At 72.9% G+C, this 15450-nt stretch carries 16 protein-coding genes; 7 read left to right on the top strand and 9 right to left on the bottom strand.

What is annotated here, in order from left to right; translation table 11 throughout:
- Positions 1-145: 145 nt before the first annotated feature.
- Positions 146-697, top strand: a complete 552-nt coding sequence (locus D9V37_RS18230; RefSeq protein WP_121807539.1) for a hypothetical protein — start codon at positions 146-148, stop codon at positions 695-697.
- Positions 698-700: 3 nt separating this feature from the next.
- Here D9V37_RS18230 and D9V37_RS18225 read toward each other — a convergent pair whose 3' ends face one another.
- Complete coding sequence (locus D9V37_RS18225) at positions 701-2563, bottom strand: M3 family metallopeptidase (RefSeq protein ID WP_232524998.1); 1863 nt, start codon at positions 2561-2563, stop codon at positions 701-703.
- Positions 2564-2624: 61 nt separating this feature from the next.
- Here D9V37_RS18225 and D9V37_RS18220 point away from each other — a divergent pair, with 61 nt between their 5' ends.
- Positions 2625-4001 (top strand): MFS transporter, encoded by a 1377-nt coding sequence (locus D9V37_RS18220; protein WP_198412639.1) that lies wholly within the window; start codon positions 2625-2627, stop codon positions 3999-4001.
- A 43-nt stretch (positions 4002-4044) separates the two neighbouring features.
- On the top strand, positions 4045-5238 hold the full coding sequence (locus D9V37_RS18215; RefSeq protein WP_121807537.1) for an ATP-binding protein: 1194 nt from the start codon (positions 4045-4047) through the stop codon (positions 5236-5238).
- Between the two features lie 74 nt (positions 5239-5312).
- On the opposite strand, the gene D9V37_RS18210 is transcribed toward D9V37_RS18215, so the two are convergent.
- Positions 5313-5855: a DinB family protein gene (locus D9V37_RS18210; protein WP_121807536.1), complete on the bottom strand. Its 543-nt coding sequence runs from the start codon at positions 5853-5855 to the stop codon at positions 5313-5315.
- Between the two features lie 69 nt (positions 5856-5924).
- Between D9V37_RS18210 and D9V37_RS18205 the strand changes: the two genes are divergently transcribed.
- Positions 5925-7211 (top strand): esterase-like activity of phytase family protein, encoded by a 1287-nt coding sequence (locus D9V37_RS18205; protein ID WP_121807913.1) that lies wholly within the window; start codon positions 5925-5927, stop codon positions 7209-7211.
- On the opposite strand, the gene D9V37_RS18200 is transcribed toward D9V37_RS18205, so the two are convergent.
- Positions 7212-8060 carry an oxidoreductase gene (locus D9V37_RS18200; protein ID WP_121807535.1) on the bottom strand — a complete coding sequence of 283 codons (849 nt, stop codon included), beginning with the start codon at positions 8058-8060 and terminating at the stop codon, positions 7212-7214. It lies immediately after the preceding gene.
- A gap of 15 nt (positions 8061-8075) precedes the next feature.
- Here D9V37_RS18200 and D9V37_RS18195 point away from each other — a divergent pair, with 15 nt between their 5' ends.
- Both D9V37_RS18195 and D9V37_RS18190 read left to right on the top strand, forming a co-directional pair.
- Positions 8076-8819, top strand: coding sequence for a glycerophosphodiester phosphodiesterase (locus D9V37_RS18195; protein ID WP_198412638.1), 744 nt, complete (start codon positions 8076-8078; stop codon positions 8817-8819).
- Between the two features lie 57 nt (positions 8820-8876).
- Positions 8877-9281 carry an ATP-binding protein gene (locus D9V37_RS18190; RefSeq protein ID WP_158604518.1) on the top strand — a complete coding sequence of 135 codons (405 nt, stop codon included), beginning with the start codon at positions 8877-8879 and terminating at the stop codon, positions 9279-9281.
- A gap of 223 nt (positions 9282-9504) precedes the next feature.
- On the opposite strand, the gene D9V37_RS18185 is transcribed toward D9V37_RS18190, so the two are convergent.
- The 5 genes from D9V37_RS18185 to D9V37_RS18165 are packed head-to-tail and all read right to left on the bottom strand — an operon-like array spanning position 9505 to position 13967.
- Positions 9505-10716 carry an arginine deiminase gene (locus tag D9V37_RS18185; RefSeq protein ID WP_121807532.1) on the bottom strand — a complete coding sequence of 404 codons (1212 nt, stop codon included), beginning with the start codon at positions 10714-10716 and terminating at the stop codon, positions 9505-9507.
- A gap of 10 nt (positions 10717-10726) precedes the next feature.
- Positions 10727-11338, bottom strand: coding sequence for a TMEM165/GDT1 family protein (locus D9V37_RS18180; RefSeq protein WP_121807531.1), 612 nt, complete (start codon positions 11336-11338; stop codon positions 10727-10729).
- 9 nt (positions 11339-11347) lie between these two features.
- Positions 11348-12475, bottom strand: coding sequence for a nickel pincer cofactor biosynthesis protein LarC (larC, locus tag D9V37_RS18175; RefSeq protein WP_232524997.1), 1128 nt, complete (start codon positions 12473-12475; stop codon positions 11348-11350).
- On the bottom strand, positions 12472-13140 hold the full coding sequence (gene larB / locus D9V37_RS18170; protein WP_121807530.1) for a nickel pincer cofactor biosynthesis protein LarB: 669 nt from the start codon (positions 13138-13140) through the stop codon (positions 12472-12474). The genes larC and larB overlap by 4 nt, the downstream gene beginning before the upstream one ends.
- On the bottom strand, positions 13137-13967 hold the full coding sequence (locus D9V37_RS18165; protein WP_121807529.1) for a prephenate dehydratase: 831 nt from the start codon (positions 13965-13967) through the stop codon (positions 13137-13139). The genes larB and D9V37_RS18165 overlap by 4 nt, the downstream gene beginning before the upstream one ends.
- Positions 13968-14001: 34 nt before the next feature.
- On the opposite strand from D9V37_RS18165, the gene D9V37_RS18160 reads away from it, so the two are divergent.
- Positions 14002-14409, top strand: a complete 408-nt coding sequence (locus D9V37_RS18160; protein ID WP_121807528.1) for a DUF4446 family protein — start codon at positions 14002-14004, stop codon at positions 14407-14409.
- Here D9V37_RS18160 and D9V37_RS18155 read toward each other — a convergent pair.
- Entirely contained in the window at positions 14394-15440 is a 1047-nt protein-coding gene (locus D9V37_RS18155) for a C45 family autoproteolytic acyltransferase/hydolase (protein ID WP_121807527.1), read from the bottom strand. The genes D9V37_RS18160 and D9V37_RS18155 overlap by 16 nt on opposite strands.
- Between the last annotated feature and the right edge of the window lie 10 nt (positions 15441-15450).

Here is a 15450-nt window from a genome sequence, read left to right as displayed (position 1 = left end):
CACCGGCAGAGGTGCTCGAGCGGGCCAGGACGACCCGGATCGACCTCGACGCCTTCACCGCGGAGGAGCTCTGGCGTGCCGGTGTGCCGCTTCCCGGGGTGAAGCGGAACCCGACCCGCCGAGCGCCGACCGGGTGCCGGGCGGGATGGGCACCTACCGCACCCTCACGAAGGTCCCGGCCCCGTCGCTGACCGCGCAGGTCGCCGAGTCCGGCGACCAAGCGGCGGGTCTCCACGTCCGTCGGTCGGCCGAGCTGCTCGAGCCATCCGTCGCGAAGGTGGTCGAGCAGCGCCGGGGCGAGGATCGCTACGTCGTGTGCCTGGAGTCGGTCGAGCTGTTCGTCGCGGAGGTGCTGACCGACGCCGGGCGCGCGGGTCTCGACGTCAGCCGTGCGGCGCGGATCCTCTGGGCGTTCTCCCACCGGTTCTCGTGGGTGGAGAGCCGCAGCCGGTTGCGCCGCAGCGCGCAGCGGCACCTCGACGTGGAGCAGGTGCCGGCCACTGACCGGGTCTACCTCGACCTCCGCATCGCGGCGGGTGGCCCCTGCCGCTGTCGAGCACGACCTGTCCGCGGCCGCCGCGCGAGTCGCACCGGGCCTGGATCTGCAGCCCCGGCTCGACGACGTCGCCGCCTGCGTGAGCCGTTTCGCGGCGGCGCTGTGGGACCACTTCGCCCCCGGCCCCGCCCTGGTGACTGAGCGCTAGCGACCGAGCCAGGCCTCGAAGGCTCGGGTGTCGTAGGGCCGGCCGAGGAAGTCCGCGACCAGGTCGGCGGCATCGGCCGAGCCGCCGGGGGCGAGCACAGCGTCGCGGTAGCGGGTGGCGACCTCCGGGGCGAACAGGGCGGCGGGGTCGAAGGCACTGAACAGGTCCTTGGCGATGACCAGGCTCCACATGTAGGTGTAGTAGCCCGAGCTGTAGCCCTCCAGGTGCCCGAACCCGGCGTAGAAGTGGGTGTCGGGCAGCGGCCGCACCAGGCTGTAGGCGTCGTAGAGCTCCAGCATCCGTGCGGCGAGGTCGGCCGGGCGCTCGAGGTGGAAGTAGTAGGAGAGCGCTGCGTAGAACATCTGCGTGCGCACCAGGAAGGCCTTGCCGAACTCCTCCGCCTCCCGCATGCGCGCCACCAGGTCGGCCGGGATCGGCTCACCCTCGGCGTCAGTGGCGAAGGTGCGCAGCACGTCGGCGTCCCAGGCCCACTCCTCGAGCATCTGCGAGGGGGCCTCGACGAAGTCCCACTCGGTGCTCACCCCCGAGAAGCGCACCCAGTCCTGCCGCCCGGCCAGGGTGTGGTGCATCAGGTGGCCGAACTCGTGGAAGAGCGTGACGACGTCGCGGTGCTCCATGAGCCCGCGCGGGAAGTTGCACACCAGCACGCCCTCGGGGAGCTGACGACCGCGCACGCCCGGCACCAGGGTGAACTGGGCGGCGTGGTTGTACTTGCTCGCCCGCGGGTGCAGGTCGAGGTGGATGCGGCCCAGCGGCTCACCGTCGAGCAGCACGTCGAAGGAGGTCACGTCCTCGTGCCACACCGGTGCCTCGACGCGCTCGTAGGTGACCCCGAAGAGGCGAGCGGTGACCGCGAGCAGGCCGTCGTGGACCCGGTCGAAGGCGAAGTAGCGGCGCACCTGCTGGGCGTCGACGCCGTGGTGCTCGCGCTTGACGGCCTCGAGGTAGTAGCGGGAGGAGGCCAGGTCGATCTCCTCGACGCCGTCCTGCGCGGCCCGCTCGAGCAGGACCCCGAGGTCGCGCCGGCCGGCATCGGCGGCGGCGTCGCTGATCCGATCGACGAACTCGGCGATCGCCGGGCCGGAGCCGATCATCTTGACCTCGGCGTCGAAGCTGGGCCAGTCCTCGTAGTCGAGCAGCCGCGCGCGGCGGTGGCGCAGATCGAGCAGCTCACGGAGCACCTCGTCGTTGTCGGGGTGGCCGAGGTCGTAGAAGGTGCGCGCGACCGCCAGCCGGGCGTCCCGGTCGTGGGCGTAGGCGAGGAAGGGGTGCGTGTCGGGGTAGTCGGTGCTGATCTCGACGTAGCCGTCGGCGTCGGCGGGGTGGGCCTCGACGAAGTCCGCGGGCAGCCCGGCCAGGGCCTCGGCGGTCACGCGGGTGGTGCGGCGCCCCTCGCGGATGACGCGCGAGAACCGCTGGCCCAGCTCGGTGAGCTGCTGGTCGAGCTCGCGGACCTGCTCGCGGGTCTCCTCGTCGCGGTCCACGCCCGATCGGCGGAAGGTGCGCAGGGCGTCGGTCAGCACGCGCCGGCCGCCGTCGTCGAGGGCGTCGGGGTCCAGCGCAGAGAGTCGGTCGAAGACCTCGCGGTCCAGGTGCAGGTCGGTGGCGAAGCCACTGGTCTCGATCTCGATCCGCTCGGCGCGGGCGACGACGTCGGGGTCGGGATGGACGGCGGCGAGCAGCGAAGCCACCGAGGAGGCGTCGGCCAGCGCCAGCGAGACGTCGTTCCACAGCTCGAGCGCAGTGGGGTCGCCCAGTGGGGCGTCGCGCAGCGCCGCCACCAGGTCGCCGGCGGCCTTGAGCCGCTCCGTGCCACGTTCCTCGAGCCAGTCGGTCACGGCGACCAACCTACCGATGAGCCCTTGAGCTCAAGCACGCTTGAACTCCTAGCGTGGCGAGGTGACCACGACGCACGCCAGCCCCGCGCAGGCCCACACCTCGCTGTTCGCCCCGGCCTACCGCTGGGCGACCATCGGGATGGTCGCGCTGGTGTTCTTGTCGGCCTTCGAGGAGCTGGCCGTCACGACGGTGATGCCCTCGGTCACCGCCGATCTCGACGGCCGCGCGCTGTACGCGGTCGCGTTCTCCGCGACGTTGGCGGCCAGCATCGTCGGCATGGTGGTCGCGGGCGCCTGGGCCGACCGGCGAGGCCCCTCGCGGCCACTGCTCACCGCCGTGGCGCTGTTCGTGCTGGGCCTGTTGGTCTCGGGGCTGGCTGGCGAGATGAGCGTGTTCGTGGCCGGGAGGGGGCTGCAGGGCCCGGGCGCCGGCGGGCTGATCGTCAGCCTCTACGTGCTGGTCGCCCGCGTGTACGCCCCGGTCGACCACCCCATGATCTTCGGCGCCTTCGCCGCCGCCTGGGTCGTGCCGTCGATGATCGGCCCGTCGATCGCGGGCGCGGTGGCGCAGGTCTGGAGCTGGCACTGGGTCTTCCTCGGCGTGGTCATGCTCGCGCTCGCCGCGGTCGGCTTCGTGGCGCCGTCGCTGCAGGCCACGCCGCAGGAGCAGGCGCCGCTGCGGCCCGGCACAGGCCGCCGGGTGGCGCTGGCGGTGCTCGTGGCGACCGGGGTGGCCGCTCTCGACCTGGTGGGCCACGACCGGTCCGGACCGCTGCTGCTGGTCGGGTCGGTGCTGGCGCTCGCCCTGGTGCTGCTGGCGGACCGGCCGCTGCTACCCGTCGGCACCCTGCGGCTCGCCACCGGCCTACCCGCCGTCGTCGCCATGCGCGGGGTCGCGATGGCCGCCTTCGCCGCCGCCGACGTCTACCTGCCCTACCTGCTGCAGGCGCACTACGGGGTCGCGCCCTGGCTCTCGGGGATGACGCTGACTCTCGGGGCCTTCGGCTGGGCCGGCTCGTCGCAGGTGCAGGGCCGGCTGGGGGAGCGGTTGCCGGACGTCCGCGCCATGCGGATCGGTGCGGGGCTGCTGCTGGCCGGTGTCGGCGTCGCGTTCATCGTGGTGGCGCTGCAGCTCCCGGCTTTCCTCGTCGCGCTCGCCTGGATCTCGACCGGTGCCGGCATGGGCCTCGTGACCTCGCGGGCGAGCTCGTTCGTGCTGGCCGCCTCGGCCGACGGCGAGCAGGGCTCGAACAGCTCGGCGATGACGATCGCCGACGCCGTGGGCAGCGCGATCTCGGTGGCGGTGGCTGGGATCGTGTTCACCGCGCTGCGTGGCGGCGCCGAGCTCGGTTCCTTCCTGGGCGCCATCGGCTTCTCGGCCGGCCTCGCCGCGCTGACTGTCCTCGCCACCCGCCGAGTTGCGGCTAGGACACGCTAGCCAAATCTAGGGCTCACGCTAGACGCCTCGATATCGTGCGAGCGTGGACCCGATCCGGAACCCGTACGCCCCCGGCGCCGGGCAGCGGCCACCCGAGCTGGCTGGCCGCGACCGCGAGCTCACGCAGTTCGGCGTCACGCTCGAGCGGGTGGCCGCCGGCCGCCCCGACCGCAGCATGGTGCTCTCCGGACTGCGCGGGGTGGGCAAGACGGTGCTGCTCAACGCGCTGCGCAGCGAGGCCGTGCGCCGGGCGTGGGGGACCGGCAAGGTCGAGGCCCGGCCCGAGCAGTCCTTGCGGCTGCCGCTCGCGCAGGCCGTGCACGCCGCCGTCCGCGAGGTGGCGCACCGTCACCGCGACCCCGAGCGCGTCGACCAGGTGGCCGGGGTGCTCAAGGCCTTCGCCCTCCGTACGGAGCTGGTCGATCGCAAGGGCGCGCGTCGCTGGCAGCCGCCGATCGACGTCACCGCCGCGAAGGGCCGCGCCGACTCCGGCGACCTCGAGCTGGACCTGGTCGAGCTGTTCACCGACGTCGGCTCGCTGGCCGGCGACCTGGGTGTGGGCGTCGCGCTGTTCGTCGACGAGATGCAAGACGTGGTGCCCGACGAGCTCGCCGCGCTGTGCGGGGCGTGCCACGAGATCAGCCAGCAGGCGGCACCGCTGCTGGTGGTCGGGGCCGGGCTGCCGCACCTGCCGGTGGCGCTGTCGGCCTCGAAGTCCTACGCCGAGCGGCTCTTCCGCTACGTCTCGGTGGACCGGCTGCCGCGCGAGATGGCCGACCGGGCCTGGACGGTTCCCGCCGGCACCGAGGACGTGGGCTACGAGCCCGACGCCCTCGACGAGCTCTACCGGCTCACCGACGGCTACCCCTACTTCGTGCAGGCCTACGGCAAGGTCACCTGGGACGTCGCCGCCGGCTCGCCGATCACCGCCGACGACGTGCGCGGCGCGGCGCCCGAGGCGGAGTCGGAGCTGGCCGTGGGCTTCTTCGGTGCACGCTTCGACCGGGCCACCCCGGCCGAGCGCGACTACATGAGCGCGATGGCCGACCTCGGCCACGCCACCGACGACCTCGCCGTGAGGACCGCCGACGTCGCCGCCCACCTGGACCGCAAGCCCCAGTCGCTCTCGCCGGCTCGCGACGGGCTGGTCAAGAAGGGACTGATCTTCTCCGGGGAACGGGGCACCGTGGCCTTCACGGTGCCCCACTTCGGGAAGTTCCTGCGGGGCCAGCGGTAGCCGTCGAGGAACTGACTCGAGGTGGACGGTGTGGTGGACCGGGCCTGGTCGCACAGCCGCAGCCGCCGAGGAGGCTACGACCCGCAGACCTCCGCCGCCGCGGCGAGCACCCGCGACCGGAAGTCCTCGTGCCCCGCGGGGGGCCGCACCGTCTCGCGCAGGATGTCGCAGTGCCCGGCGTGCTGGGCGGTCTCGGCCACGACCCGCACCACGAGGTGCCCGAAGGTGGTCGACCGCTCACCCTCGCGCCACCACGCGACGGTGGCCGGGGCGTCCAGCGGCAGCGCGGCCAGCGACTCGTCGCTGTGGGTCCAGGCCTGCCGGTAGAGGCCGAGCAGGTAGGCCCGGTCCTCGGTGGGCAGCGCCCACATGTCGGCGCCGTTCCAGACCGAGCCGTCGTCGTACCAGGGCAGCGCGAACGGTGCCGGCCGCCCGACGCACGCGCCGAGGTAGCCGGCCTCGATGCCGATCAGGTGCTTGACCAGTCCGAGCAGGTTGGTGCCCGTGGCCACCACGGGGCGACGGACGTCGTACTCCGAGAGGTCCGAGAGGGAGCCGACGACCGCGTCGCGGGACTGCTGCAGGTAGTGGCGGAGGTCCTCGGCGACGAAGCTCACCTCACCAGTTCACCCGACGGCCACGTGCTTGTCACCGTGCTCGTCACCGGGCTGCGACAGGTTCGCGCCATGCCCTCTCGCGTCCTGCTCGGCCTGTCCGCCTGCGTGCTCACCGCCGCGACCGCCGCTCCGGCCGTCGCCCACGACCATCCGCGCGAGCCCCGGGTGCACGTCTACACCCCGCACGTCGCGCCGCTGGCCACCGTCGCCGGGGTCAAGATCACCGGCGAGGCCTACGGCTCCTCGTTCGTGGTCTCGCCGTGGAGCGACCACGTCTTCTACGGCCTCACCGACCGCGGGCCCAACGTCGACGGCCCGGACGGCACCAAGATCGAGCCGCTGCCCGACTTCCAGCCCGCCATCGGGGAGTTCGTGCTCGCCCACGGCAAGGCGGTGCTGGTGCGCCGCATCGGCCTCGCCGCGAAGGACGGCACGCCCTACAACGGCCAGGTCAACCCCGACAACTCCACCAACGAGACCATCACCGACCTGCAGGGCAACGTGCTGCCGGCCAGCGAGAACGGCTACGACCCCGAGGGCCTCGTGGTGATGCGCGACGGCACCTTCTGGGTCTCCGACGAGTACGGGCCGTTCATCACGCACTTCGACCGTCGCGGCCGCGCCATCGAGCGGCTCAGCCCCGGCCAGGGCCTGCCGGCCGAGCTGGCCTGGCGCGAGCCCAACAAGGGCATGGAGGGGCTGAGCGTCACCCCCGACGGCCGCACGCTGGTCGGCATCATGCAGGCCGGGCTCAACGCGCCCGGCGGCCCGAAGTCGAAGAACCTCTCCGCCGTGCGCATCGTCACCGTCGATCTGCGCTCGCGGGCCACCCACCAGTACGTCTACGTGCTGCACAACACCGACGGCGCCGACACCGGGGTCTCGGAGATCAGCGCCCTGGACGACCACCGGTTCCTGGTCGACGAGCGCGACGGCGACTTCGAGCCCGGCGCGAACAAGAAGCTGTTCGCGATCGACCTGCGCGGCGCCACCGACGTCACCGGGAAGCAGGTCGAGGTGATCGCCGGGAAGAACGACACCGCCACCACCATCAGCAACCTGCGCGCCGCCGGCATCACCCCGGTGAGCTCCTCGCTCTACCTCGACGTCGCGGGCCTGGTGACCCGCATCGACCCGACCGGCGACTTCTTCGGCCACGACAAGATCGAGGGCGTGGCCGTGGTGGACCACGGTCGCCGGCTGGTCATCAGCAACGACAGCGACTTCGGCATCAGCGGCGTCAACGAGACGACCGCGCCGTTCACGCTGCAGGCGAAGATCCTCCCGAACGGCCAGCAGGACGACGGCGAGCTGCTGCAGATCGACCTGCCGGCCGGCTGGCCCGGGCGGCGCTGATCACCAGGGGAACCTGATCCCGGTGCGCTGCTCGGAGAGCTCCCACAGCCGGCGGCCCACCTCGGCGTCCTGGGCCTGCCGGCTGCGACCCACCGGGCCCGGCGCGCCGCGCATCCCGCCCAGCCCGGTCGGCCCGACGTACTCACCCGGCGCGACGTCCTGGGTGGCGGCGTAGACGGTGGGCCGGGCTCCCTGCGCGGCACTGGTGGCGACCAGCACGTTGCCGATGCGCATGCCCAGCCGGGCCAGCGGGTTGGCGTGGTGGGCCTGCAGGTTGGTGGCCGAGTACCCGGGGTGTGCAGCGGTGGCCAGCACCGGTGAGCCGGCCTCGATCAGCCGTCGTTGGAGCTCCGCGGTGAAGAGCAGGTTGGCCAGCTTGGACTGCTGGTAGGCCCGGGTGGGCCGGTAGGAGCCGTCGAGGTCCAGGTCGTCGAGGTCCACCTGCGGCCCGTTGTGCAGCCCGGAGGAGACCGTGACGACGCGCCCGGTGATCTGGGGGAGCAGCAGGTTCGTCAGCGCGAAGTGCCCGAGGTGGTTGGTGCCGATGTGCCGCTCGAAACCGTCGGCGGTGCGACCCTGGGGCACCATCATGATCCCGGCGTTGTTGACCAGGACGCCTACGTCGGTGTCGATGCCCGCGGCGAAGGAGCGCACCGAGGACAGGTCGGCGAGGTCGAGCTCGCGCACCTCGGTACGACCCGCGATGCCCGCCGCCGCGGCCACGCCGCGCTCGGTGTCTCGGACGGCGAGGACGACGTGGGCGCCCTCGGCGGCGAGCGCCCGGGCCGTCTCCAGGCCCAGACCCGAGTTCGCTCCGGTGATGATCACCATTCCTGGGGGTGTGGTCATGCCACCATGGTCCACATGCGACCCCAGGTCGTGGCTCACCGCGGTCTCGTGGACGGCGGCGGCGAGCACACGCTGACCTCGTATCTGGCCGCGCTCGACCAGGGGGCGGAGGCGCTGGAGTGCGACGTACGGCTCACCGCCGACGGTCACCTGGTGTGCGTGCACGACCGCGACCTGCGACGCACGGCCCGCAGCCGGCACCTGGTCTCGACCTCCGAGCTCGCCGCCCTCGCGGACCTCGACGTCACCATGCTGACGCTGCGGCGGCTGCTGGAGACGGTGGCCGAGCTGCCGCAGCGGGTGGAGCTGGCCATCGAGACCAAGCACCCCACCCGCTACGCCGGGCTGGTCGAGAAGCGCCTGGTCGAGCTCCTCGACCAGTTCGACTGGCTCGGTCCGGACTCCCCGGTGCGCGTCATGAGCTTCTCCTGGCTGGCGCTGAAGCGGATCGAGCGGATGGCGCCCGACCTCGACGTCGTGCTGCTCTTCGAGTCCCCCGGCGAGTGGCTGCGCAGCCGGGCGGTCGCCTCGGTGGACTGGATCGCCGGGCCCGACGTGCAGGCACTGCGCGACCACCCGAAGGCGATGCGGCGCATCGCCGAGGTGTCGCGGGTGCACTGCTGGACGGTCAACACCCCCGACGAGGTCGACCGCTGCCTGGATCTCGGGGTCGAGGCGCTCATCACCGACCGGCCGGCCACCGTGTTGACCCACCTCACACGACGCGAGCGATCGCGCGACGTTTTGGATCGGGGTTAGCGGGCATATCTGTCGTATCCGAAGCATCACCGGGGGACCCCGAAAGGACTTTGCATCGTGGTGACAGCGCCCGCGCCCGTCGCCCTGAGCCTCCCCTTCACTCCCAGCAGTGCCGCGATAGCCCGGTCGCGGTTGCAGGAGTGGCTGACCGGGCTACAGGCGTCCGATGACCTCGTCGAGGACTCGCGACTGGTGCTCTCCGAGCTGGTCGGCAACGCCGTCCGGCATGCCCGACCACTCGACGACGGCACCGTCCTGGTGGCCTGGAACACCGACGACGTCGGCCTGGACATCGCCGTGACCGACGGCGGCGCGCCGACCGTGCCCGGCGCTCTCGAGGTCGACGTGGACGAGACGACCGGCCGCGGACTGTCGATCGTCGAGACCCTCACCGACCGGTGGTGGCTGGAGACCTCCCAGTCGCGCTCGACCGTGCACGCCCTGTTCAGCTCGCGCGGCTGAGTTCGGTCCGCGGGCCCCGGCTCGAGCGCCCTCGCGCCGCTGCCGAGCGCCCGCCCGGAGCCGGTACGGCCAGCGTCGTGCCGTCGCTGCCCGGCAAAGGTCCAGACCTGTTTCGGTACGCGCGTGTCCGCCTTGTCAGGCGACCCCCCACCGCTTAGTTTGTAGCCGCCCGGCCGTTGTTGCATCCCCCGTCAACAGCGGTCGGGCCCTTCAATTCCTCTGGCTACAAGGGCTCTCGCGACACCGGGCACGACATGCAGCGTGGTCCGCCGCGACCCGAGCCCAGCTCGGAGCCGGCGATGGCGACCACCTCGATGCCCGCCGCCTCCAGCCGGGCGTTGGTCTCGACGTTGCGTTCGTAGGCCACCGCGACCCGCGGGGCGATGGCCAAGGTGTTGTTCCCGTCGTCCCACTGCTCGCGCTCGGCGGTCACCGGATCGAGGCCGGTGTCGATCTGGTGCAGCCGGTCGATGCCCATCGCCTTGGCCGCCGCCTCCAAGAACGGCTCGGCCGAGGCGACGTCGAGATGCTCCCCGTCGCCCGCGGTGACGGCATACGCGGTGAGGGTGTGGGCGACGTTGGGGTACATCACGATCTTGTCGACGTCGACCATCGTGGCGACGGTGTCCAGGTGCATCGTGGCCCGCTCCTGGGCGATCGGCACGGCGAGCACGGTGTGGGCCAGGCCGTCGGCGAAGACCCGCCGGGCCAGCCGCTCGACGCCCGCCGGCGTGGTGCGCTCGCCGACGCCGACCGCGATGACGCCCGGGGCCAGCAGCAGCACGTCGCCGCCCTCGACGTGCTCGTAGGTGTAGCCGTGGATGCGGGGGGTGCCCGCGAAGCGGGGATGGCGGCTGTAGATCAGCTCGGTGAGCTGCGACTCCCGGACCCGGGCGGGCATCTTCAGCGAGGTGATGGCGACGTGATCGCCGACCCAGACCGAGGAGTCGCGGGTGAACAGCAGGTTGGGCAGCGGGTCGATGAGGAACTCGTCGTGGCCCAGCAGCGAGGTCACCAGCGAGCTGGCCCGTACCTCGTCGTTGCGCACACCCGCCGTCAGCGCGACCATCAGGCCCTGGGGGTCCAGGTCGCTCAGCGCCCGGCGGAAGTAGTCCCGCAGGCTGTCGCCGAGGCGCAGCGAGGTGGTGCCCGAGGTCACCGTGGCCTCGATGGCCGTGGCCCTCGCCTCGTCGTCGGCGAGCGTCTCGACCAGCAGATCGGTCAGGTAGAGCACCTCCACGTCGCGCTCGCGCAGGGCCTGGGCGAAGCCGTCGTGCTCCTCCTGCGCGCGTCCCACCCACGGGATGCCGTCGAAGAGCAGGGTGTCGTTGTTGCGCGGTGTCAGCCGCGTGAGCTCGGGGCCCGGACGGTGCAGCATCACCGTCCGCAGCCGGCCGACCTCGCTGGTGGCTCCCAACCCGGCGTCCAGAGTCATGGACGGGACTCTAGAGGGACGTCGCCAGCTCGTAGCCGGTGATGACCGCGAGCACCAGGCAGACCGCGGCCCCGATGTAGTGCACCACCGACAGGCGCACGTGGCGCAGCAGGAACCGGCCCACCAGCACGGCGAGCCCCGAGACGACCAGCAGCGCGCCCCAGGCCCCGACGAACACCGACAGCGTGTGGCCGTAGCGGCCGACCAGGCTGATGGTCAGCAGCTGGGAGAGGTCGCCCCACTCGGCGGCGAAGAGCACCAGGAACGAGGCGCCGATGGCGGCCAGGCCGCGCTTGGCCTCGTCGCCGCGCGCCTCGTACTCCCGCTCGGCCTCCTGCTCGGCCTCGTCGGCGCCGGGGGCGGCTCGAAAGAGCAGCACCGCGCCGGCCAGGAAGATCAGCAGCGCCACTGCCTCGACGACCTGCTCGGGCAGGAACCGCACCACCACGCGCCCCACCGTCACCGCCAAGATGGTCTGCACCAAGAAGGCGAGGCCGACGCCGATCCAGACCATCAGCCCCCGGTAGCGCGTCGAGAGCACCAGCGCGGCCACGAACGTCTTGTCGGGCAGCTCGACCAGGAAGATGGCGGCGAAGCTGATCCCGATGACAGCGAGGTCCACGCGCAGAGCCTAGAGAGCCAGGGTGCGGGCCCGCGCCGTCGCCTCCTGCAAGACGTCCTTGACCGGCCGGCCGAGGGCGCGGGCAGCCGCGGCGACGTCCTCGTACTCGGGCTGCACGTTGAGCACGCCGGCCGGGTCGCGGGCGACCTTGACCGCGATCGACCGGCCGTCGACCTCGACCGCCACCATCTGCCGCTGCAGCGCGTGCTTGGCGACGGTGCTCTCGCGCAGCCCGATGCTCGTGGTCTGCTCGAAGACGACCCGGCGCACCGCCTCCGCGCGGCCGGGGGCGACCAGCACGCTGAGCGTGTGGGCCGGCCGGCCCTTCTTCATCACGATCGGGGTCAGCCACGCGTCGCTGGCACCGGCCGCCAGCAGGGCCTCGATGGCCGCCGGCCACACCCGCGGGTCGAGGTCGTCGACGTTGGTCTCCAGCAGCACCGCGCCGCTCTGCTCGCCCACCAGCAGCCGCAGGACGTTGGCGTGGCTCTCGGGATCGCGGCCGCCCGCCCCGGTGCCGACGGCCCGGACCTCCAGCGGCGGCTGGGCGCCCCAGCCGGTGACGTTGGCGCTCAGCAGCGCCGCCCCGGTGGGCGTGCACAGCTCCAGCTCGAGCGGGCCGCCGGAGGTCGGGACGCCCCGCAGCAGCTCCACCACCGCGGGGGCGGGCACAGGCAACCGGCCGTGGGCGGCGTCGACGAAGCCGCCCCCGACGGAGACGGTCGAGCAGACCAGCGCCTCGAGCCCGAGGTGGTCCAGGCCCGCGCACACGCCGACCACGTCGGCGATCGCGTCGAGCGCCCCGACCTCGTGGAAGTGGACCTCCTCGGGCGTCGTGGCGTGCACGGCGGCCTCGGCCTCGGCCAGCCGCTCGAAAGTCGCGAAGGCCCGCCGGCCCAGCGGGAGCTCCCGGATCTCGCGCCAGGTGCGCCGAGTCGTCGAGTCGCCGACGTCGACGTGCACCCGCGTGGCGGCGAGCCCGCGGCGAGTGACGCGCTCCTCACGCAGCGTGATCGGCTCGGCGGCGACGGCGTCGACGGCGTCCTGCAGCACGGGGAGCGGCACCCCGGCGCCCACCAGCGCGCCCAGCAGCATGTCGCCGCTGGCGCCCATCGAGGCGTCGACCCAGCCGATCACCGGTGAGCCGCTCGAGCGACCCGGGCGGCGTGCACCGCCGCGCCGTAGCCGTTGTCGATGTTCACCACCACGACGCCGGGGGCGCAGGAGTTCAGCATCGCCAGCAGCGCGGCCAGCCCCTCGAAGCTCGCGCCGTAGCCCACCGACGTCGGCACCGCGACCAGCGGGACACCGACCAGCCCCGCCACCACGCTGGGCAGCGCCCCCTCCATGCCGGCCACCACCACCAGGCAGTCCGCGGCGTCGAGCTCCTCGCGCACCGCGAGCAGCCGGTGCAGGCCGGCGACCCCGACGTCGAGCACGGTGCCGGCCCGGGCGCCGTGGACGCGCGCGGTCACCAGCGCCTCGCGCACCACCGGGGCATCGGAGGTGCCGGCGCCGACGACCAGCACACTGCCGCTCGGCTCGGGCAGCGGCCCGAGCACGGCCGTGCGCGCCACCGGGTCGAGGTCGGCCTCGGGCAGCTGCTCGGCGACGGCCTGTCGGGCGTCCTCGCCGAGCCGGGTGGCGAGCACCGCGCGGTCGGGGTGCCGCTCGTGCAGCGCGCGCAGGATGGCCACGACCTGTGCAGGGGTCTTCCCGGCGCCGTAGACGACCTCGGGGTCGCCGGTGCGGCGCTCGCGGTCGAGGTCGACGCGGGCGAAGTCGTCGAGGTGCTCGGTCATGCCGTGCGGAAGGGATCCGCGGGATAGACGCCCAGCATCTTCACCTCGGTGGTGAAGAACGCCAGCTCCTCCAGCGCGCGCTTGAGCCCGGGGTCGTCGGGATGACCGTCGACCTCGGCCAGGAACTGCGTGGCGATGAACTCCCCGCCCACCATGTAGCTCTCCAGCTTGGTCATGTTGACGCCGTTGGTGGCGAAGCCGCCCAGCGCCTTGTAGAGCGCGGCGGGCAGGTTGCGGACGTTGAAGACGAAGGTCGTCACCACGGGTCCGCGGCCGGCCGGCGCCTGCTCGAAGTCGCGGGAGAGCACCACGAAGCGGGTGGTGTTGTGATCCTCGTCCTCCACGTCGCGACGCAGCACGTTCAGGCCGTAGACGTCGGCGGCCAGGGGCGGGGAGATCGCGGCCTGGGTGGGGTCGCCGGCCTCGGCGACCTCGCGTGCCGCGCCGGCCGTGTCGCCGGCGATGACCGGCGCGAGGCCGAGCTCGCGGATCACCTTGCGGCACTGTCCCAGCGCGTGGACGTGGCTGTGGACGGTGCGGATCGTGTCCAGCGTGGCGCCGGGTGCCCCCAGCAGGTGGAACCGGATGCGCAGGAAGTGCTCGGCGACGATGTGCAGCGTCGAGGTGGGCAGGAAGTGGTGGATGTCGGCCACGCGCCCGGCGATGGAGTTGTCGATGGGGATCAGCGCCAGGTCGGCGTCCCCGGCCTCCACCACGGCGAACACGTCCTCGAACGACGCGCAGGGCACGGCTTCGGCGTCGGGGTAGTGCTCGCGGGCGACGATGTGGGAGTTGGCTCCCGGCTCACCCTGGTAGGCGATCCTCACCGATTTATCGTCCCATGCCTCCTAGGGTGACGCGGTGGCTGTGGTTCTGAGCGTGCTTGCCCTGCTGGTCGCCCTGGTCGCGCTCGGCCTGGTCCTGGTCACCAGCGTGCCGAGGTTCCGCCGGCTGCGACGCTCCGACCACGACCTGGCCGACGTCCCCGACGACGTGCCGGGGCTGCGCAGCGAGGTGGCCGGCCTGCGCCTGGATCTCGAGACCGCGCTGCGCCACCTCGCCGTCGTCCGCTACGACGCCTTCGACGACATGGGCGGGCACCTCTCCTGGTCCGTGGCCCTCCTCGACGACCGCGGCAGCGGCATGGTGCTGACCTCCATCCACGGCCGGCAGGACACCCGCTCGTACGCCAAGCCGGTCACCGAGTGGCGCAGCGAGCTGCAGCTGTCTCCCGAGGAGGAGGCGGCGGTCGGTCACGCGCGGGGGTAGGTCTGCACGACGCCCTGGCACGGCCCGCCGGCGAGCACGTCGAGCCCGGGCGGCTCGGTGGTGATGCTGACGGTGGCCAGCGTGGCGGTCTCCCCGGCCTCGCTCCCGTGCCGGCAGACCCCGCCGTCGGGGTGGTGGTGGGTCATGGCGCTCACGACGTCCGCCGGCGCGCGGGGTGGGCGGGCGCGCAGGGTGGTGTCGAGGTGGTCGCGGCGGATGAAGGTGGTCGGGTAGTCCTCGCCCACCAGGCAACCCGGTGCGCCGGCCGTCGTCACGAAGTGGTTGGTGCGCACCAGCAGTCCCTCGCTGGGCCGCAGCACCCCGGGTCCGCCGGGGAACAGCTCCACCGTCGCGCCCCCGGCAGGGTCCATCACGGTCAGCGAGGTCGACGCCGCCACCGGCGTCGAGCAGCACAGCTCGACCGCCTCGTCCGCCGAGGCGCAGCGCTCGAGGATCCGCCGCGCCAGCAGGTGCACCGGGTAGCCGACGTCGTCGCCGGCGTCGGCCTCGTGGTGCAGGATCGTCAGCAGCACCCCGACGCCTCGGCTGCTGACGCCGATCTTGCCGAGCAGCCCGTACTCGGTGACCGTCTCGATCCATGAGCCGTCGGGGCGGGGGATGCGCCAGCGGAACCAGCCGTCGGCCATCTCCGCGTACCAGTCCCAGGTCTGCACGCCGAACGCCGGACCCTCGGGCGGCGCGACGAGCACGGCCGAGCACTCCCTCTGCCCGTACGGGTCGGCCTTCGCCAGGATCTCGGTGCGCGCGTCGACGGCCATCACGTCCAGCTCGTCGAGCCCGGCACCGGCGGCGATGCCGCGGATCTCGGCCAGCGCGTCGGGCTCGGTGTCGCCGACGACCTCGCGGAACCGCGCGGCCCAGGCGTGCGCGTCGAACCCGGGCTCGCCGCGGCGGGCGAAGAGGTCGGCGTAGCGACGCGTCGTCCGGGCCACGTCGGCCGCGTGCGCACGGCCCAGCTCCACCCCGCGCTCGTACGCCGGCAGCGGCGAGGAGGCGAAGGAGCGGACCACGACCCCGAGC

Origin of the sequence: Nocardioides mangrovicus, from assembly GCF_003674065.1 — a bacterium.
Taxonomy (GTDB): Bacteria; Actinomycetota; Actinomycetes; order Propionibacteriales; family Nocardioidaceae; genus Marmoricola; species Marmoricola mangrovicus.
The sequence above is the reverse complement of the archived record's forward strand: the minus strand, read 5'-3'. Positions and strand labels throughout refer to the sequence as shown.